The following is a 19,981-nucleotide window of genomic DNA, read 5'->3' on the forward strand; positions in this document are numbered from 1 at the left end:
AGCCTTTTTTAGGATGTCGTTGTCCATTTTCAGGTCGCGAACTTGCTGCTCAAGCTCACGAATACGTTGCTGCTCGGCCGTCAGCGGCTTGCCGATCCCGGCACCACCCAGCTGTTCTGATTCGTACCGCTGAACCCAGCGGCGCACTGCGGTATCGCCGAGGTTCAGATCACGACAGACCTGGCTGACGCTCATGCCTTGATCCTTGACCATCTTGGCGACTTCCAGCTTAAAGCTGACATCAAAGCTTCTGTTCTTCTTGCTCATGGAGACTCCTCAGTGGGTGTAGTTTCCCCTATTGAGGTGTCCGGAACCATTAAACCAGCACATTCCTCCTGTCCGTTTCTGTCGGCATCCGTTATCCCTCAGCAAGATGTCCATATCGGCCAATGGCAGATTCAGCAGTATCCATTCTCCTTCGCCCATCCGACCGACAGCCGCCACTCCCGCAAAGATGGCTTTTTGGTATCATTGCGCGCCGTGCTGCGCGATCTCCGCTACTGACTGTTGCAGCCAGGTTCTCCCAAGCACGGAAGTTTGCTGACAAGTTGTTTAAGGAATGAACTGTGATCCCTGTAATACACAAGACGCTTCTCGCCCTCTCGGTGTCTGTCTGGGCGTTGCCCACATTTGCCGAAACCTCCCTTCTGACCAGTGCAGGATTCAACAGCGCAGGTCAATCGCATACTGGCAACCTCGATATTTCCGGAGGTTACAGCGGTGCCGGCTTGCAAAAGATCATCACGCTCACTGACTCGACTATCGACAGGGATCTGATTCTGAATGCCGCGATCACCCGCACAAGCGGTGAAGGAGCAAAAGGCGTCAGTGTGGAGGGCGGCAGGATCTTGAATGGCCTGATCAATCGCGGCCAAGTCGAGGTGACGGGCGCAGGCGCAACGGCCATCGATCTGACGACCAGCAACGCAGGCGCTTCTGCGACTCTTGGATATTTTGACAATCAGGGCACCATCGTTGCGACCGGCGAACAAGCCGAAGGCGTACGAATCGACGGTGCCAGCTTCACCGGCAACGGCGTACATCTGACCAACGACGGGACTATCCGCGCTCAAGGCACTGCCATCTCCATTGGCAATACGCGCTTCGATGTTCCGGGCGCTCAGCCGTGGTTTCTGGAAAGAGGCGCCCTCAACCTGTTCAACAGCGGCTCCATCATTTCTGCTGACAAAGCTATCGACGCGTCCGAGAGCAACCGCCCGGTCGAGCTGATTCTGCGCAAAGGCAGTGTCGTTGTCGGCAACCTGATAGACCTGAGCAACATCGAACTAGAAGGCGATACGTCCTTCACTGCGACCGGCGCCGGCGCCAACGGTTACAACATTCGTCTGAAAGACGACGGCTGGATCGACGTAGGCAGCGTCAGTGACCATCTGGCGACCACTTTTACGCTTGAAGCCCCGCACACCAGCATCGACGGCAACCTGTACGTCGCTGGCAATTCTGCACTGGCGTTGAATCTCAGCAATGCCACCGACGTCAATACCGCGGTACTGAAAGTCACTGGAACCACTCAATTCACGCAGGGCGCCCAGGTAAAACTGGCAGCCAAAGGCGAAGATTTCAGCGCCAGTGGCACTACCTACAAACTGATCGAAGCGGGCAACATCGAGCTGTTGACCCGAGACGGCGAAGAAATCGATCCGGATGGCAAGCTGGATGTCGTCAGCACATCAGCGCTGCTCAAGGTCGACAGTTACACCGTCACCGGCAATCAAGTCGTCGCCGTGGTAACCGGTAAAGCCAGGGAGGAAGTTACCCAGATCGTGACCGACCATGGCGGTTCGGCCAACAATGGGAAAACGCTGACCCACTTTGTCGATGACAGCATCATCGGCAAGCTGAGCGACAGCGATCCCTTCAAAAAGGCGTTGCTCAATGCCGATGAGGCTCAAGTTGCGAGTCTGGCTTCGCAAATGACACCGGACATCAACGGCGGCGCTACGCGTGCCGCGACCACCAGCCAGAACCTGATCAGCGGCGTCACCGGCAGTCGCACCAGTTCGATACGCGGTGCATCTTCGGGCGAGGCTTTTGAAGAAGCAGGTGTGTGGGTCCAGTCGCTGTACAGCGACGCCACTCAAGGTCGGCGCGACAACGTGGCGGGCTACAACGCCTACAGCCACGGGATAGCAGTGGGTGCGGACGGCAAACTCAATGAAAACCTGACCCTTGGCCTGGCATACAGCTTCGTCAACACCGACGTAAACGGCAAAACCGGTAACAAGACTCAAGTCGATAGCCATGCCTTCACCCTGTACAGCGGTTTCGAGTTGGGTAACTACTTCCTCGACGCCAGCCTGACTTACGGTCTCAACGACAACCAGGGCAAACGCAATATCGCCGGCACGCGCGCCAAGTCAGACTATGACAGCGACCTGCTGGGTCTGAACCTCGTGGGTGGTTACACTTACCGTATCACCCCGCAACTGCTGGTCGAGCCGCGTCTTGCTGCTCGCTACAGCCAGGTGAACATTGACGGCTACCGTGAGAAAAACTCGTCGGCTGCGTTGAAGGTCGAGGACCAGCGTTACGAAGTTATCGAGCTGGGTGCAGGCATGAGCGTGGCAGGCCGCTTCATGCTTGGCGCAGGTTCGTTCGAGCCGCAAGCCAGACTGATGGCCTATCACGATTTTGCGGCTGACGAGGCCAGGAGCACGTCCACCTTTCTGCTCGGCAGCACGCCATTCGTAACCAACGGTGCGAAAGCGGTGCGCGACAGTTTCGAAGCGGGCATAGGCGCTGACTACAAGCTGGGCGCAGTGACCTTGGGCGTCAATTACGATTACATCGGCAAATCTGGCTTCGATGCCGACGTGTTCTCCGCCAAAGTACGCTACGACTTCTGATGAGAAAATTGCGCCCCGGCCCTCGCTGGGGCGTTTGCTTTGGGCCACTGGCAGCGCTGCTGATCAGCGCTCTTGTCGCTGGCTGCCAGTCGCCGCGCCAGATGCTGCAACAACTGGCTGACGCACATGGTCGCCAACTGCAAATCCTGCCAGGCCAGCCGTTCGCGCTGGCCGCCCTGCTGCCTGGCAACGTCCGGCATGCGGACCGTTTGCGGGTGTACCTGGAGGGAGACGGCCATGCCTGGGCGACGGCCACCCAACCCAGCCTCGACCCCAGCCCACGCAAACTGCTGGTGCCACGCCTGGCGATCGAGGACCCGGCTCCCAATATCTATCTCGCGCGACCGTGTCAGTTCGTCACTGCCCCCGCCTGCGCGACAGCACTCTGGACAGACAAACGTTTCTCGCAAGAAGTGGTTACCAGCCTCAGCACGGCACTGGACCTTTTGAAACAACGCTACCGCAATCAGTCATTCGAGTTGATCGGCTATTCCGGCGGCGGTGCCTTGGCGCTTCTGCTGGCTGCGCAGCGTGACGACGTGGCACAGATTCAAACACTTGCAGGCAACCTGAGCCCTCGACTGTGGGCGCGCGTCCAGAACCTGTCGCCCCTTGCGGGTTCACTTGACCCTCTGGATTACCGGCTTCGCCTGACAGGCTTACCCCAGCGGCACTTTTCCGGAAGCCTCGATAAAGTCGTTCCGACCGCGCTGACGCAGGAATACTACAGGCGGTCGGGAAATGACGCGTGCAATCGGGTGATAGTGGTTGAAGGTGTGAGTCATGAGCAAGGCTGGGAGAAGGTCTGGAGTCGCTGGCGCGAGTCCGGTCTGGATAACGCGGCGTGTATCCCCAGCGGCTGAACACTCTGTAATGCGTTTGACTGACTTGGCTCCGGATCTGAATTTTCCGCACGGCATGACGCTCTCACTGGTTATCCATCCGCCTTGTGCAGCCAGAGTCGAGCCCATGTATCCCACTACTCCCGACGGTCGCTATTTCGTTGTCAAAGGCCAGCTCTGGCGCTGCACCAACCCTGCGCTGGAAGAGCCGGAGCGGCAACGGCTGGTCAAGGAGCTGATGGACGCAAGACGTGGAGTCAAGGAAGCGAAGAAGTCGGCGGACGCGGCCAGACTGAAATCGGCCCGTGCACAGGCACAGACCGCCAAGGTCGCGCTCGGCGAGCGCGGTCCGGTCTGGTGGACTGACGGCAGCCCGGACTTCAATCGACACAAGGTTGCCAACACGCCTTACGCGCAGTGGTACGCCGAACTTGAAGCTGCGGCAGAGGAGCCGTAACTGTTCAGGGTCTCTTCGGGGCACGTTCAAACCACTAGGCAAAGTGCCCAAAGATGACTGCAGACCGGCTGCCAAGTCCAACTTGTGAAAATTTTGTTTTAACCGATATTTATGCGAAGTCGCACACGCTTGAGCCTCTCGATCAGAATTAATTGGAATCCCTGCAAAAGGCGGCGGTCAGTTAATGGGAGAGCACGAAGAAGACAACGCAATGGAGGTATGTATGAGCCTTGCAATGACAATCTTCAGTATGATCGCCGCCTGGTTGGCGATAGCCTGTGCAATGCTATGGGGCGTTCTGCGTATCAGCCGCCGGCATCAGGCGCCCGTCAGCGGCAGGCCCGATAACAGGGCTTACCGCGCGCTGCCATGCAGAATCGGTGCCTGCGGCAACTAGCAGTCGCTCGGCCAGGCCCAAGTTTACAGATATGAAATTCACCGGGTCTCAGACCGGTTTATCCACTCTTGCCATACGCACGCATGGGCGCACCATCGTGGTATGAAAACGATGTTCGAATCGGAGTAACAAATCATGTCCAAACTGGCTGAATACCGTCAACTTGAGCGCCACCTTGCTGAACAGCTTCAGGCGCTGGAAGCCATGAAAGGCGACAAGGCGCTTGAGCAGGAAATCGAGTTCGAAAGCAAACTTCGTGAATTGTTGGGTGAATACAACAAAAGCCTCAAGGACATTATTTCGATCCTTGATCCGCAATTGTCGTCGCGCCCGGGCAAGGCACCGGCTGCCCCGGTCAAGGCCAGTCGCAAGCCTCGCAGCGTCAAACTCTACAAGAACCCTCACTCGGGCGAAGTCGTGGAAACCAAAGGCGGTAACCACAAGACGCTCAAGCAGTGGAAAGCCGAATACGGTGCCGAGACTGTGGAAAGCTGGGTGGCTTGATAAAGCGTACAAGCGCCAGCGAGCGTTGGCGCTGCACAACCTGCACCGAGCCTGTCTTTCACGGCTGAATCCGCGCCGGCGCCTTAACACGTCCAGCTGACAAGCCTGACCGTATTGCTATCCAAAAACATACACTAAAACGTGAAAAAAACCCTTTTGAGTACATTTTGACGACGGGTTGCGAGCATGTTCTTCCCTGCTCTGCTCTACTGAAACATAGGGTCTGACCACAACAGCGGAGATGTGCCTGTGAAACATGTGGGCGAACGGTTACGGGAAGAGCGCAAAAAACTCGGCTTGACGCAGCAGGAGTTCGCCACGCTCGGGGGTATCGCGACCAACGCTCAGGCCCACTACGAAGCGGGCGAGCGCCAGCCAAAGGCGGGTTACCTGATCGGCATCGCTGCCAGCGGCGTCGATATTCTCTATGTACTGCTCGGGACCCGCACGCCAACTCCGGAAGCCAGCCTTACCCCCGAAGAGGCCCGGATCGTCCAGCAGTACCGCTCCCTGCCCAAGGAAGACCGCAGCGCGCTGGGCCAGCTTTCCACTTCTCTTGCCGACTGCGACTGAACACGCCGTCGGCGCGTCCTCGTCTCATGCGGGATTGCATGCAACTTTTGCGTGAAACCCCCACCTAACTGCGACCGAAAAATGCTGGATATCGTCTGCCAGCCCCTGACAGTAGTCTGAGATCCGAAATCCTCTGGTCGTCAGCTTGCAATTCGGCGCAAAAGGTAGACACTCCTCCGCATTGCTGGCAAGGCGCTATTGATCCTGTAGATCCTTATCCTTACGCCAGACCGACCTCATTGAAATTCAAGGAGTTTGAAGCATGGCAAGCCTGATACAGCGTACCGTCCAAGCGATCAAGACGTCTCAAGCCGGACTCGTATCCAGTTGGCTCGCCAGCCTGGAGGCAAGCGGAGCCATGCGCAACCTGCGCGAGGAAGACGTCAAGGCTCAGACAAAGGAGTTTCTCAGTCTTCTCGTTTCGACATCTGAACGCGAGAGCGCTCAGTCGCTGGCAGGCAGCGACTGGGACGAGATTCGCCATTTTCTCGAGAAGCTCTCGGCGAGCCGCGCACTGGCCGGCCAGGATTCGCACCAGACCGTAGCTTTCATCTTTACGCTCAAAGGTCCTCTGTTTGGCGTATTGCAGGAAGAATATGCCGACAGCCCGGCCCTGCTTGCAGAACAGCTGCTTGAGACTTCCGAGCTGCTGGACACCCTGGGCATGCACACCATGCGCACCTACCAGAAATCCCGCGAAGCGGTCATCAAGCGCCAGCAGGAAGAATTGCTCGAACTGTCGACGCCGGTGGTCAAGCTCTGGGAAGGCGTGCTCGCCCTGCCCATGATCGGCACACTGGACTCACAGCGCACCCAGATGGTCATGGAATCGCTGTTGCAGCGTATCGTCGACACCGGCTCGGAAATCGCGATCATCGACATTACCGGCGTGCCGACCGTCGATACCCTGGTCGCGCAGCATCTGCTCAAGACTGTCACGGCCATCCGCCTGATGGGTGCCGATTGCATCATCAGCGGCGTACGTCCGCAAATCGCCCAGACCATCGTCCATCTGGGACTGGACCTGCAAGGCGTGGTGACCAAGTCGAACCTGGCCGATGCGCTGGCGCTTGCCTTGCGCCGTCTGGGCACGACCGTGACCAAGGCTGCGGTGTAAGCCGATGGAAAGAATCCCGATTCTGCAGATGGGGCCGTTTCTGCTGGTGACCATTCAGGTGGACATGCACGACCAGCTCGCCCTGACCCTGCAAGACGATCTGGCCGAACGCATCAGCGCAACGTCCGCCAAAGGCGTGCTCATCGATATTTCGGCGCTCGATATCGTCGATTCATTTGTCGGCCGCATGATCGGCACCATCTCCGGCCTGTCGCGCATCATGGACGCGCAGACGGTCCTGGTCGGCATGCAGCCGGCGGTTGCGATCACGCTGGTCGAGCTGGGCATGACGCTGCCGGGCGTGAGCACGGCACTGAACGTCGAGCGCGGCATGAAGCTTCTGCAAGAGCGGGCAGGTGCTCAATGAGCATACGCAGCGCGGGTTCGCAGCCGGTCCTGATCGAACAGGATGTCGTTCTGGCGCGCCAGACGGCACGCAAGCTGGCTCAGGAATGCGGCATGCGTCTGGTGGATCTGACCAAGATGGTCACCGCGGTCAGCGAACTGGCGCGTAACACCATGGTGTACGGCGGCGGCGGTTCGATGGACTGGGAGATCATCGACGAAGGCGTGCGCACGGGCTTGCGCATCACCTTTCGCGACGAAGGCCCTGGCATACCCGACATCCAGCTGGCGATGACCGATGGCTGGACATCCGGCAACGGCATGGGACTGGGTCTGACCGGCGCCAAGCGACTGGTGGATGAGTTTGAACTGGACACTGCCCCCGGCGCCGGCACGAGAATCACCATAACCCGATGGACATGAACCTCAGCGGCACCGCAACTCTGGTCTTGCCCGTCGAAGATGTCAGCCAGGTCGGGCATGCCAGACGTACTGCCCAGCAAATGGCCGAGAGCGAGGGCTTCGATCCGACGGATGCTGGCCGGGTCGCCCTGGCCGCGACCGAACTCGCCAGCAACCTGCTCAAGCATGCCGGGCATGGCGAGCTGCACCTCAGGCTCATGCCCAGCGGCGCGATCAAAGGCATCGAAATCATTGCCCTGGACCGCGGGCCGGGCTTCGACGAGCAGCGCTGCATGCCGGACGGATTCTCCACAGGCGGCACTCAAGGCATCGGCCTCGGCTCCATTTCCCGGCAGGCCGATGTCTTCGACCTGTATACCGACGCCAAGGGTTCGGTGATCCTGACGCGCTTCTACCCACGGGGCTCGCGCGCCCGGGATCTCAGGTTCGGCGTTAGCCAGCACTCGCTGTTGAACGATCCCGCCTGCGGAGATGTCTGGTCATTAGTGGTGCAAAACAGCCAGATCAGCGCGCTGATCGTCGACGGGCTGGGACATGGCACCGAAGCCGAACAGGCAGCACGCGCCGGGGAAGCGGCATTCGCCTCTGCTCCGTTCGACCCGGGCACGTCCGTCATGGAGCACCTGCATCAGGCCATGAGAGGGACGCGCGGTGGCGCCGCGGCCGTTGCGCAATTCGATTCACACCGCAATGCGCTGCGGTTCGTCGGCATCGGCAATATCGGTGCGACGGTCATCGGCAACGATAAAAGCCACGGCCTGGCGTCGCATGCAGGGATCGTCGGGCTGCAATACCGCAAGGTCCAGGCCTTTGAACACCAGAATGCTTGTGGAAATCTATTGGTGATGTACAGCGATGGCCTGCAGTCGCGCTGGAATCTGCGGGATTACCCGGGGCTGGCGTATCGTCACCCGGCGATCATCGCAGCCCTGTTGCACCGCGATTTCTGTCGTGGTCGAGACGACGTAACCGTTCTGGTCATTGCCCTGGAGGCTATCGATGCTTGATTCGTCCGCTCCCTCTCCACACGATCAGGAGCAGCAGGATCTGGCCCTTGAAGTGGAACGTCTGCGTCAGGAAACCGCGGCTCTGCGGGCTGAACTCGACGAGACCAATCAGGGTGTGCTGGCGTTGTATTCGGAGCTGGACAACCAGGCCAGCGCACTGCGTCAGGCTTCGGACCTTAAAAGCCGGTTCCTCTCCTACATGAGCCATGAGTTCAGGACGCCCCTGGGTTCGATCCTGAGCATTGCCAGCCTGTTGAAAGACGAGATCGATGGGCCGCTGAGTCCGGAGCAGCATCGTCAGGTCGCGTTCGTCAGCGGTGCGGCGCGCGAGCTGTCCGACATGGTCGACGACTTGCTCGACCTGGCCAAGATCGAAGCCGGCCGCATCACCATTTCGCCGGCCTGGTTCGACATGTTCGACCTGTTCGCCGCGCTGCGGGGCATGTTCAGGCCCATCGTCAACATGTCCTCGGTCGACCTGATTTTCGAGGCGCCCGCCGGCCTCCCCCGGCTGTTCACCGACGACAAGAAGCTCGCGCAGATTCTGCGCAACTTCATCTCCAACGCGCTCAAGTTCACCCTGCGCGGCGAAGTGCGGGTCTCGGCGACGCTGGAAAACGCCGAGGAAGTGCGCTTTGCGGTCCACGACACCGGCGTCGGTATCCCCGAAACCATGCACGACGAATTGTTCGAGGATTTCTCCCAGATCGACTCGCCGCTGCAAAAACGCTTGCGCGGGACCGGCCTCGGGTTGTCGTTGTGCAAGCGTTTCGCTGAGCTGCTGGGAGGACGCGTGGGCGTGGACAGCACACCGGGCGTCGGCTCCACCTTCTATGTGATCATTCCATTGGCCATCGCCGGGGAGTCCCGCGATGACGCGTGAATTGCGCTTGCTGATCGTCGACGACAATGACGCCACACGTTACGCCTTGAGGCGCCGCATGGAGCGACATGGCTTTGTGGTCAGCGAAGCCGGCAACGGCACCGACGGCCTGGAAATGATCGCCGCCGGGGTGCCGGACGCACTGATTCTGGATGTGAACCTTCCGGACATGAGCGGCTTCGATATCGTTCGCCTGCTGCGCTCCGACCCGCTGACTGCCTTGTTGCCGGTTGTCCATGTCTCGGCGGCTTCCATGCAGAGCGCCGATATCGTCACCGGCCTTGAAGCGGGGGCCGACGCCTATCTGGTCCACCCGGTCGATCCCGACGTACTGCTGGCGACGATCAGAACACTGCTGCGCGTGCGCGACACCGAATATGCATTGCGTGACAGCGAAGCGCGTTTCGGGGAAATCTTCGCCAACGTGTCGGCGCCCATCGCCGTGGTCGACGTGGACTTCAAGGTTCATGAGTGCAACCACGCCTTTGCCCAGCTGATTGGCCCTACCGATTCGCGAGGCACCCTGCTCGGCTCGCTGGCCGACGATCAGGATGAGGTCATCGAAGAGCTTGCCGCGGCCCTGCGCGCCGGCGAACGCTGGAAAGGCAGCGTGGGCATGTCTGTTCGCGGTCAGACCCGGGATACCGAATGGCGGATCTCCCCCTACCGGACCCCGTTGATGAGCCTGGTGTTCGTCGAAGACGTGACCGAGCATCGCCAGCGCGAGCGTTCGCACATCCACCAGCTCAACAACGTCAACTCCAAACTGGCGTTCGAGGTGGCCGAGCGCGCCAAGACCGAAGAACGTCTGTTGCAGGCACAGAAGATGGATGCCATCGGCAAGCTGACCGGCGGCATCGCGCACGACTTCAACAACATGCTGACCGGGATCATCACCGGACTGGAACTGATCAGGAAGCGCACGCTGGACAACAAGCCGGACAAGGTGCTGCGCTATACCGAAGGCGCTCTGGCTTCGGCCCTGAGTGCCGCGGCACTGACTCAGCGTCTGCTGGCGTTTGCCCGGCAACAGCCCCTGGACGCGCGGCCGATCGATATCAACCGACACATCGCTTCGCTGGACGATCTGCTGCGCCGCACCATTGGCAAACGCATCATGCTGGAGATGGACCTGACGTCCACCGCATCCGTCGCCATGGTCGATCCGAGCCAGCTGGAAAGCGCGGTCCTGAATCTTGTGATCAACGCCCGCGACGCCCTGCCCGAAGGCGGCACCATCCGGGTCGAGACATTCGCCGCGCATTCCAAAGGGGATCCCAAGCTCGCCGATGGCCCCTACATCGTGATTTCGGTCAAGGACGATGGCGTGGGGATCGAGCACAGCGTCATCAACAAAGTGTTCGATCCGTTCTTCACGACCAAACCGCTTGGCGAGGGCACCGGGCTGGGCCTGTCGTCCATCTATGGCTTCGCCCGTCAGTCCGGAGGCGACATACAGATACGCAGCGTGGTGGGCCACGGTACCGAAGTGACTTTGATGATCCCGGCGCGCATCGACGTCGTCCCGGAGGTCGTCGAGCCTGTGGCGACACTGCTGCCCGGCGGTGGGGAACATATTTTGATCGTCGAGGACACGGCCTCGGTAAGGATGTTCGTTCACGAATTGCTGATCGAAAACGGTTACCGCTGCAGCCTCGCCCCGGATGTCCAGAGCGCGCTGACGATCCTGGGCGATGACCGCTCGGTGGACCTGCTGCTGTCCGACGTAGGGCTGCCGGGGATGAGCGGTCGGGAGCTGGCTGACCGCGCGCGGCAACTGCGCCCGGAACTGCCGGTGCTGCTCATGACCGGCTACACCGAAAATGCCGTCAACCGGCGCAGCTTCCTCGGCGACGGCATGGACATGATCATCAAGCCGTTCAAGCTGGCCGAACTGCTGGAGAAAGCCCGCAAGATGCTGCATCCCCAGCCCCACGTCGACCCGTAGGAGCGGCGTTAGCCGCGATCTGCCGCGATGCGGCGCAGGTCATCCATCCGCGTTATCGTTCATCGCCAGCAAGCTGGCTCCTACAGGCGCCTGTAGGAGCCAGCTTGCTGGCGATTGACGCCGCCTCAATCGAGCAACCGGTCTTCCAGCAGCAGTTTTTCCAGACACTGCTCGGCGATCCCGTAGAACGCCTTGAGCTCCTGAATCCGTGCCAGCAGTTGGGCGCTATCCGCCGGCCGGGCGCGCTTGACCGCCAGGATCATCTTGTTCTTGTTGGTGTGTTCCAGCGAGATGAATTCGAACACCTTGGTCTCGTAGCCGCACGCTTCCAGCAACAACGCGCGCAGACTGTCGGTGACCATCTCGGCCTGCTGCCCCATGTGCAGGCCGTATTGCAGCATGGGCCGTAGCAGGCCAGGGCTCTGGATCTGCTGGCGGACTTCCTTGTGACAGCACGGCGAACACATGATGATCGAGGCGCCTGAACGGATCCCCATGTGAATGGCGTAATCGGTCGCGATGTCGCAAGCGTGCAGCGCGATCATGACGTCCAGTTCGCGGGGCGCAACGGTTCGCACGTCGCCGTGCTGGAAAACCAGCCCCGGGTGATCGAGCCGCGCTGCGGCGGCGTTGCAGAGCGTCACCATGTCTTCGCGCAACTCGACGCCGGTCACCTGGCCTTCGGCCTGCAAGGTGTTGCGCAAGTAATCGTGGATCGCGAACGTCAGGTAGCCCTTGCCCGAGCCGAAGTCCGCTACCCGGATCGGTTGATCGAGCGACAGCGGCGAAGCCGTCAGCGCATGGGAGAACACCTCGATGAATTTGTTGATCTGCTTCCACTTGCGAGACATGGCCGGGATCAGTTCGTGCTGTCTGTTGGTCACGCCCAGATCGGTCAGGAACGGCCTGCTCAGCTCCAGATAGCGTTTCTTGTCCCGGTCATGGCCGCTCGCGGGAACATCGCGCGTGCTCTGGGTCTTGTTGCGGAACAGCGCCGTCTTGTTCTTCTTGGAAAACTCCAGCTGCACCTCATCGGTCAGGGTCAGCAAATGAGCGTTCTTGAACGACGTCGGGACCAGCTCGGCAATGCGGGCCAGCGCTTCGGTGCGTGGCAGGTTTTTGGTGATATCGCGTGTCTTGTAGCGGTAGACGAACGACAGGCTCGGCTGTGCCTTGACCAGCAGCGGCTTGATGATGACGCGCTGCAACTCCGTTTCTTCGCCGACGTGTCTGGCCAGCACCAGCTTGACGAGGGCGTCCTGGGAAAGACTGGTTTCCAGCAGGTCGAGAAATTCGGCGCGGTGGGCAACAGCGGCGGGAGAAAGGGTATTGGTAGTGTCGGACATCTGTATCGCCTCAGGCGCTCCTGACGAGAACGCGAAAAAAACAGGGCGGCATTTTACGCCCGGTACGGTTGCCCAGGCATATTTATTTGCCAGCGCCCGGGCGCTGTCAGATCCCGTCCCCTACCCCAGCACCACCAGCCGGTTCGGAAATTCACCCCGGCTCTGGGTGACAGGCACATGATCGGCCAACAGTTCACCGCAGGCATGGATACAGCCCAGGAAACCCTGAAGCGCCTGGCCGTCGCGGACGTGCTGGGTAAAGACATCGATCATGGCTTTCCAGGTGTCGTCATGCAGACGGCTGGCAATTCCATGGTCCACCAGAATCTCGACATAGCGCTCCGCCTCGCTGACGAAGACCAGAATACCGGTGCCATCCTGGGCCTTGTGCAGGTTCTGTTCGAGAAACTGCCGGCGTGCCAAATTGCCCGCCCGCCAGCGCCGCACCGACGCGGGCACCAGCCAGGTGTTCACCGGCGGGATCCGGCACAGCAGCGCGACGCCGATAAACGTCACCATCTGCGCCAGCAACAGCTCGTTGGCATCCAGCCATTCGAGGCAGTAGTTGACGATGCCGGGTACCAGCAATCCGATGATGCCGGCCCAGATCAGCGGCATGTAGGCGTAGTCGTCGGCGCGGGTCGCCAGAACCGTCACCAGCTCGGCATCGGTGCGTTGCTCGACTCGATCTATGGCTTCAGCCACCTGTCGTTGTTCTTCTTTATTGAGTAAGGCCATCGTTTCCTCGTAATTCGACCACGCTCACCAGTTGCCCGATGCGCCGCCTCCGCCAAAACGGTTGGGTTCAGCGCCGCTCCTGCCTCGCAGCGCGGCACCGCAGGGCGCGCCGCGCCTGACACTGACCGCGACGATCATCCCGATCACCAGCACCAGCACCAGCGCCACCCGCCAGGCTTTTTCCGCCTCGGGCGCGGGCTGATAGTCATCCGAGTCCGGGCCAGGTTCGGGGTAATTGGGTATATGTCCACCGAGCGCCACCAGCATCGCCTGGGCACCACGCTCGATGCCTGACGAGAAGCGGTTGTCCTCGAAGTCCGGCGCGATGAGCACATTGATGATCAGCGACGCCTGGGCGTCGGTCAGCCGGGCTGCCAGCGCCGGACCGACTTCGATCAGCACCTTGCGTTTGTCGCGATCGACGAGCAACAGCGCACTGTCCTGCTTGCCCCCCTGCCCCAGCTTCCAGGCATCGCCCAGGCGGGCGCCGAATTCTTCGATGCTCGCGCCCTGCAGATCGCCCAGGGTGACAACCACGACCCGCTCGCCGGTCACCTGCTCATGAGCGCGCAGCAAGCGGGCCAGACGCATGGCGGTCTGACTGTCGAGTATTTGCGCGGCGTCCACCACGTTCCCGGTCATGGGCGGAAACACCAGTGCCGGCGCCTCGGCCTTCGCGTTCGCCGCGACGCCGAGCAGCATCAGGATCGGCAAGATCAGCCGCAACACACACTTCAAAACCCAACCTCCACTACCTGACTGAATCACCCGTTTCGACACACTTAGCCAAATCGGTCGTTCCCCGGCATAATCCGACGCCAACACCGAGTATCGGTCTGACAACGCCGCTTCGCCGATGCCTCCACGAGCCGTCGGACAGCGGCTACGCTTTGCCTGGCTCGAACAATAAATGCCAAAGGTCTAAAACCCAATATCTGGCTGGCGGGTATTAAACGCGAGTTGCCCGTAAAAAGCCTTGAGAAATCATTCATGAATAAGCTGTGTTTAGCAGGTCTGCTGGTCGCCTTGACCAGTCATACGGCATTTGCCGACGTTACCGCCGCGGTGGTCGCTCCCGAAAAAACCAAGCTTGAGGACAAGAATGCCTTCATCGCCAACCTGATGAAGCAGATGACCCTCGATGAAAAGATCGGGCAACTGCGGCTGATCAGCATCAGCCAGGAAATGCCCAAGCCTCTGATTCTCAAGGAAATCGCCGCCGGACGAATCGGTGGCACGTTCAACTCCATCACACGCGCTGAAAATCGCCCCTTGCAGGAAGCGGCGGTCGCCAAGAGCCGGCTGAAGATCCCCATGTTCTTCGCCTACGACGTGATTCACGGTCATCGCACCATCTTCCCGATCAGCCTGGGCATGGCCGCCAGCTGGGACATGGATGCTATCGCGCTCACTGGTCGGGTATCGGCCAGAGAAGCCAGCGCCGACGGTCTGGACATGACCTTCGCGCCGATGGTCGACATCTCTCGCGACCCGCGCTGGGGCCGCAGCTCCGAAGGTTTCGGCGAAGACACCTACCTGGTATCACGCATTTCCGACGTGATGGTCAGATCGTTCCAGGGCCAAAACGTTGCAGCGAATGACAGCATCATGGCCGCCGTCAAGCATTTCGCCCTGTACGGCGCGGTCGAAGGCGGCCGTGACTACAACACCGTGGACATGAGCAAGACGCGCATGTACCAGGATTACCTGCCGCCCTACCGTGCCGCCATCGATGCGGGTGCCGGCGGCGTCATGGTGGCGTTGAACTCGATCAATGGCATCCCCTCCACCTCCAACACCTGGCTGATGAACGACTTGCTGCGCAAGGACTGGGGCTTCAAAGGCGTTACCGTCAGTGACCACGGCGCTATCAAGGAGCTGATCGAGCACGGCGTCGCCAAGGACTACCGCGAAGCCGCGAAGCTGGCGATCAAGGCCGGTATCGACCTGAGCATGAATGACGTTGCCTACGGCGAGCAGTTGCCAGGGCTGGTGAAGGACGGCGAAGTATCCATGCAGGAGATCGACAACGCCGTGCGTGAAGTGCTGGGCGCCAAATACGACATGGGGCTGTTCGCCGCGCCGTATGGCCGGATCGGGGTTGCCGAAGAAGATCCGGCCGATACCTACTCCGACGATCGGCTGCACCGCGCCGAAGCGCGTGACGTCGCGCGCAAGACGCTGGTGCTGCTGAAGAACGACAACCACACTCTGCCGTTGAAAAAACAGGGCACCATCGCCGTGATCGGCGGCCTGGCCCAGAGCAAGCTCGACATGCTGGGCAGCTGGTCGGCCGCCGGCCGTCCCAACCAGTCGGTGACGGTGTATGAAGGACTGGCGAACGCGGTCGGCGACAAGGCGAAGCTGCTTTACGCTCGCGGCGCCAACGTCAGCGACGATGAGGCGGTACTCAAATACCTGAATTTCATCGAGCCCGAGGTCGAGGTAGACCCGCGCCCCGCGCAGGAAATGATCGACGAGGCCGTGAAGGTCGCCGAACAGGCCGAGGTGATCGTCGCCGTTGTCGGCGAGTCCCGCGGAATGTCCCACGAATCCGCCAGCCGCAGTAGCCTGAACATTCCTGGCAAGCAGCGCGATCTGATCAAAGCCCTCAAGGCCACCGGCAAGCCGCTGGTGCTGGTGCTGATGAACGGCCGGCCGCTGATCCTGGTCGACGAGCAGCAACAGGCCGATGCCATGCTCGAAACCTGGTTCCCTGGCACCGAAGGCGGCAATGCAGTGGCGGACGTGCTGTTTGGCGATTACAACCCGTCGGGCAAGCTGCCGATGACCTTCCCGCGCTCGATCGGCCAGTTGCCGGTCTATTACGCTCACCTGAACACCGGTCGCCCCTACACGCCGGGCAGCCCGGGCAACTACACCTCGCATTACTTCGAGGAACCGAACGGCGCGCTGTTCCCGTTCGGCTATGGCCTGAGCTACACGCAATTCGACGTGTCCGACGTTCGCCTGTCCAGCAAGGAAATGGCTCGCGACGGCAAGCTGACCGCAAGCGTGACCGTCAGAAACACCGGCAAGGTGGCGGGCAGCACCACCGTTCAGTTGTATCTGCGCGACGTCGCCGCTTCCATCAGCCGTCCGGTCAAGGAGCTCAAGAACTTCCAGAAAGTCACGCTCGAACCGGGCGAGGAGAAAGTGGTGAGCTTCGCGCTTACCGAAGCGGACCTGAAATTCTTCGATCCGCAACTGGAGTACGTCGCACAGCCTGGGGAGTTCCGGGTGATGATCGGCCTCGATTCCGAAGCGGTGAAGCAGGCGACCTTCAACCTGCTGTAACACCCACGGCGCGCTCGCGGCTCAGCCCGCGGGCGCGTTCGCCCGGATCTTTCAGGCAGGCCATCTGTCATGCTTTTCAAGCACCGTTACCTGCGCATCACTGTGTATGCCGTGTTGATCATGACCGGCGCAGCGCTGTGCGCCGGCCTTGCGATGCGTCAGGCCCAGCGCCATGCGTTGTCGGAAGAGGTCGTCCGGGCCGGTGGGCAGTTGTCGCTCTATGCCAACAGCCTGCACACCCTGATCGAACGCTATCGCGCACTTCCCTCGGTTCTGGCGCTGGACCCGGAAATCCGCTCGGCCGTGGACGGGCCCATCAGCCCGACAGCCCAGGACGCGCTGAACCGCAAGCTGGAAAAGATCAATCACACGGCCAATTCTTCGTCTCTTGAACTGCTCGACCGCAATGGCCTGGCAGTCGGCGCGAGCAATTGGCGCAAGCCCAACAGCTACGTCGGTCACAACTACGGTTTTCGTCCCTACTTCCAGCAGACCCGCGCCAACGGCGTCGGCCGCTTCTACGCGGTCGGTGTCACCACCGGCATCCCGGGCTACTTCCTGTCCAATGCAGTGCTCGATGACGCCGGCGTGTTCAGCGGCGCCATGGTCGTGAAGCTGGAGTTCCCCGACCTGGAGCATGAATGGGGCCAGAGCGAGGACTTGCTGCTGGTCAGCGATGACAAGGGCATTGTGTTCATTGCCAACCGGCCCGGCTGGCGCTATCGCGAGCTGCAGCCCATTTCCGCGGAAAACCGCGCAGAACTGATGCGCACCCGCCAGTACGACAAGAAGCCGCTCTCGCCTCTGCGCAGCCGGACCCTGGACAGCTTCGGCCCGTCGAGCCGGCTGAGTCGCGTCGAAGGCCCTGACGGCGTGGCGGAGTATCTGTGGGAATCGCTGCCGCTGCACGATGAAAACTGGACGCTGCATCTTTTGCGCAAGCCGCAGACCGCGACGGAGGATATCCGCAATGCCGCGCTTGCCGCCGCCGGGATCTGGCTGACGCTGGTCTTCCTGGGCCTGTTTCTGTACCAGCGCTGGCGCCTGGCGCGTTTGCGCGAGCGCAGTCGCGACGAACTCGAACGGCTCGTGCAGGAACGCACTCGCGACCTGCGCACGGCTCAGGACGGTCTGGTCCAGTCCGCCAAGCTGGCCGCGCTCGGGCAGATGTCGGCGGCACTGGCCCACGAAATCAATCAACCTCTGACCGCCCAGCGCATGCAGCTGGCGACCGTGCGCCTGCTGCTGGACCAGGGCAGGATCGACGACGCCTGCAAGGCGCTGGTGCCAGTGGACCAGCAACTCACACGGATGGCGGCCCTGACCGGACACTTGAAGACCTTCGCTCGAAAAAGCCCCAGGGGCTTGCGCGAGCGCCTGGATCTGGCGACGGTGGTCGATCAGGCACTGTTGCTGCTCGACCCCCGCCTGCGGGAAGAACACGTCGAATGCGTCCTGCATATTTCTCGTCCGGCCTGGGTACGCGGCGATGCGATCCGTCTGGAGCAGGTGCTGATCAATCTGTTGCGCAATGCGCTGGACGCCATGCGCGACAAGCCGACCCGGCGCCTGGAGGTCAGCATCGAAGCCGAGCAGGGTCGCTGGCGACTGAGCGTCGCCGACAGCGGCGGAGGCATTGCCGCCGAGCACCTTCCCAATGTGTTCGACCCGTTCTTCACCACCAAGCCGGTCGGCGACGGGCTCGGGTTGGGGCTGGCGGTCTCGTACGCGATCATTCATGAGCTGGGCGATCGGCTGAACGCTGAAAACCGTGGCGATGGCGCGGTGTTCTGGTTTTATCTGCCCAATAACTTTCTGGAGTCCGACACAGCATGTTGAACTCGGTAATAGTAGTGGACGACGAGGCACCGATTCGCGAAGCGGTCCAGCAATGGCTGACGCTTTCGGGATTCGAGGTCAGGCTGTTCAGTCGTGCTCAGGACTGCCTTGCGAACCTGCCCGAGGATTTCTCCGGCGTGGTGCTCAGCGATGTGCGCATGCCCGGCGTCGACGGACTTGAACTGCTGGCAAGTCTGCAGGCTCGCGACAAGGATCTGCCGGTAATCCTTCTGACCGGGCACGGCGATGTGCCCATGGCAGTGCAGGCCATGCGCGACGGGGCGTACGATTTCCTCGAAAAACCCTTTAGCCCGGAAGCGCTGCTGGGCACCATGCGTCGCGCGATGGAGAAGCGCCAGCTGGTGCTGGAAAATCGCCGGCTGCATGAGCAGGCCGACGCGCGCAGCAAGCTGGATGCGACCTTGCTGGGCGTTTCGCCGGCCCTGCAGGCTTTGCGCCGCCAGGTGCTCGATCTGTCGCAGCTTCCGGTCAATGTGGTCATTCGCGGTGAAACCGGCAGCGGCAAGGAGTTGGTCGCACGCTGCCTGCACGACTTCGGCCCACGCGCTGCGCGGCCGTTTGTGGCGCTCAACTGTGCGGCGATTCCCGAGCATTTGTTCGAGGCGGAGCTGTTCGGTCACGAAAGCGGCGCCTTTACCGGCGCTCAGGGCAAGCGGATAGGCAAACTGGAATACGCCGATGGTGGCACGCTGTTTCTGGATGAGATCGAGAGCATGCCGATGGCCCAGCAGGTCAAGCTGTTGCGGGTGCTGCAGGACAGGAAACTGGAACGCCTGGGCTCCAACCAGAGCATCGCGGTGGATCTGCGCATCGTAGCGGCGACCAAACCTGATCTTCTCGAAGAATCGCGGGCAGGCCGGTTTCGAGAAGACCTGGCCTATCGCCTGAACGTCGCCGAACTGCGCCTGCCGCCGCTTCGCGAGCGCCGCGAGGACATTCCGTTGCTGTTCAACCATTACGCCCGAGCCGCCGCGTCGCGAGTCGGTCGCGAACCACCGGTGCTCGGCGCAGTGCAGCTTGGCAGGCTGCTCAGTCACGACTGGCCGGGCAATGTCCGGGAACTGGCCAACGCGGCGGAACGCGAAGCGCTTGGACTCAACCCTGTTTCCACCGAACCCGATCAGCCGGGCCAGTCCCTGGTGGCCCAGCAGGAAGCTTTCGAGGCGCAGTGCCTGCGCGCCGCCCTGAGCCGCCACAAGGGCGACATCAAGGCCGTACTCGAAGAACTGCAACTGCCGCGTCGCACGCTCAACGAAAAGATGCAGCGCCATGGCCTGACTCGGGAAATGTTTCTACTTTGATTGCCCGCCGCGTGCGAGTCCTTTCCCGCGCAAGCACCCGGCTCGGGCGGGAAAGGTGGTCAGTCTCGCCCGGCAG

Annotated in this window: 19 protein-coding genes; 15 read left to right on the forward strand and 4 right to left on the reverse strand. The window is 61.1% G+C overall.

The features are described 5' to 3' along the window. Positions 1–267, reverse strand: a 267-nt coding sequence (locus tag TRP66_RS09295; RefSeq protein WP_333401344.1) for a transposase, incomplete at its 3' end; no start/stop codon positions are given. 12 nt (positions 268–279) lie between these two features. Here TRP66_RS09295 and TRP66_RS09300 point away from each other — a divergent pair. The 12 genes from TRP66_RS09300 (at position 280) to TRP66_RS09355 (ending at position 11,363) form a co-directional block, all read left to right on the forward strand. After that, complete coding sequence (locus TRP66_RS09300) at positions 280–504, forward strand: hypothetical protein (RefSeq protein WP_333401345.1); 225 nt, start codon at positions 280–282, stop codon at positions 502–504. A 62-nt stretch (positions 505–566) separates the two neighbouring features. Beyond that, positions 567–2,867 carry an autotransporter family protein gene (locus TRP66_RS09305; protein WP_333401346.1) on the forward strand — a complete coding sequence of 767 codons (2,301 nt, stop codon included), beginning with the start codon at positions 567–569 and terminating at the stop codon, positions 2,865–2,867. Then, complete coding sequence (locus TRP66_RS09310) at positions 2,867–3,730, forward strand: alpha/beta hydrolase (protein WP_333401347.1); 864 nt, start codon at positions 2,867–2,869, stop codon at positions 3,728–3,730. Before TRP66_RS09305 ends, TRP66_RS09310 begins: the two co-directional genes overlap by 1 nt. A 106-nt stretch (positions 3,731–3,836) precedes the next feature. After that, complete coding sequence (locus TRP66_RS09315; RefSeq protein WP_333401348.1) at positions 3,837–4,166, forward strand: hypothetical protein; 330 nt, start codon at positions 3,837–3,839, stop codon at positions 4,164–4,166. A gap of 532 nt (positions 4,167–4,698) precedes the next feature. Further along, positions 4,699–5,067 (forward strand): histone-like nucleoid-structuring protein, MvaT/MvaU family, encoded by a 369-nt coding sequence (locus TRP66_RS09320; RefSeq protein WP_333401349.1) that lies wholly within the window; start codon positions 4,699–4,701, stop codon positions 5,065–5,067. Between the two features lie 249 nt (positions 5,068–5,316). Further along, positions 5,317–5,640 (forward strand): helix-turn-helix domain-containing protein, encoded by a 324-nt coding sequence (locus tag TRP66_RS09325; RefSeq protein ID WP_333401350.1) that lies wholly within the window; start codon positions 5,317–5,319, stop codon positions 5,638–5,640. A 262-nt stretch (positions 5,641–5,902) separates the two neighbouring features. Next, on the forward strand, positions 5,903–6,757 hold the full coding sequence (locus TRP66_RS09330; protein WP_333401351.1) for an STAS domain-containing protein: 855 nt from the start codon (positions 5,903–5,905) through the stop codon (positions 6,755–6,757). A 4-nt stretch (positions 6,758–6,761) separates the two neighbouring features. Continuing rightward, positions 6,762–7,124 carry an STAS domain-containing protein gene (locus TRP66_RS09335; RefSeq protein WP_333401352.1) on the forward strand — a complete coding sequence of 121 codons (363 nt, stop codon included), beginning with the start codon at positions 6,762–6,764 and terminating at the stop codon, positions 7,122–7,124. Continuing rightward, entirely contained in the window at positions 7,121–7,525 is a 405-nt protein-coding gene (locus tag TRP66_RS09340; protein WP_333401353.1) for an anti-sigma regulatory factor, read from the forward strand. The genes TRP66_RS09335 and TRP66_RS09340 overlap by 4 nt, the downstream gene beginning before the upstream one ends. Then, the gene (locus tag TRP66_RS09345) at positions 7,522–8,532 is read left to right on the forward strand and encodes an ATP-binding protein (protein WP_333401745.1); all 1,011 of its coding nucleotides are present in this window, start codon (positions 7,522–7,524) and stop codon (positions 8,530–8,532) included. Before TRP66_RS09340 ends, TRP66_RS09345 begins: the two co-directional genes overlap by 4 nt. Next, positions 8,525–9,415: a sensor histidine kinase gene (locus tag TRP66_RS09350; RefSeq protein ID WP_333401354.1), complete on the forward strand. Its 891-nt coding sequence runs from the start codon at positions 8,525–8,527 to the stop codon at positions 9,413–9,415. Before TRP66_RS09345 ends, TRP66_RS09350 begins: the two co-directional genes overlap by 8 nt. Further along, positions 9,405–11,363 (forward strand): response regulator, encoded by a 1,959-nt coding sequence (locus TRP66_RS09355; protein ID WP_333401355.1) that lies wholly within the window; start codon positions 9,405–9,407, stop codon positions 11,361–11,363. The genes TRP66_RS09350 and TRP66_RS09355 overlap by 11 nt, the downstream gene beginning before the upstream one ends. A 125-nt stretch (positions 11,364–11,488) precedes the next feature. Here TRP66_RS09355 and TRP66_RS09360 read toward each other — a convergent pair whose 3' ends face one another. From TRP66_RS09360 to TRP66_RS09370, 3 genes are all read right to left on the reverse strand, one after another. Then, complete coding sequence (locus TRP66_RS09360; protein WP_333401356.1) at positions 11,489–12,709, reverse strand: class I SAM-dependent methyltransferase; 1,221 nt, start codon at positions 12,707–12,709, stop codon at positions 11,489–11,491. 120 nt (positions 12,710–12,829) lie between these two features. Next, entirely contained in the window at positions 12,830–13,447 is a 618-nt protein-coding gene (locus TRP66_RS09365; RefSeq protein ID WP_333401357.1) for a TPM domain-containing protein, read from the reverse strand. Between the two features lie 24 nt (positions 13,448–13,471). After that, positions 13,472–14,149: a TPM domain-containing protein gene (locus TRP66_RS09370; RefSeq protein WP_333401746.1), complete on the reverse strand. Its 678-nt coding sequence runs from the start codon at positions 14,147–14,149 to the stop codon at positions 13,472–13,474. A gap of 288 nt (positions 14,150–14,437) precedes the next feature. Here TRP66_RS09370 and bglX point away from each other — a divergent pair, with 288 nt between their 5' ends. The 3 genes from bglX (at position 14,438) to TRP66_RS09385 (ending at position 19,905) form a co-directional block, all read left to right on the forward strand. Further along, the gene (gene bglX / locus TRP66_RS09375) at positions 14,438–16,744 is read left to right on the forward strand and encodes a beta-glucosidase BglX (protein WP_333401358.1); all 2,307 of its coding nucleotides are present in this window, start codon (positions 14,438–14,440) and stop codon (positions 16,742–16,744) included. A 69-nt stretch (positions 16,745–16,813) separates the two neighbouring features. After that, positions 16,814–18,583, forward strand: coding sequence for a sensor histidine kinase (locus tag TRP66_RS09380; RefSeq protein ID WP_333401359.1), 1,770 nt, complete (start codon positions 16,814–16,816; stop codon positions 18,581–18,583). Continuing rightward, positions 18,577–19,905, forward strand: a complete 1,329-nt coding sequence (locus tag TRP66_RS09385) for a sigma-54-dependent transcriptional regulator (protein ID WP_333401360.1) — start codon at positions 18,577–18,579, stop codon at positions 19,903–19,905. The genes TRP66_RS09380 and TRP66_RS09385 overlap by 7 nt, the downstream gene beginning before the upstream one ends. Positions 19,906–19,981 lie beyond the last annotated feature (76 nt).

This window comes from Pseudomonas sp. JDS28PS106 (assembly GCF_036706555.1).
GTDB lineage: Bacteria > Pseudomonadota > Gammaproteobacteria > Pseudomonadales > Pseudomonadaceae > Aquipseudomonas.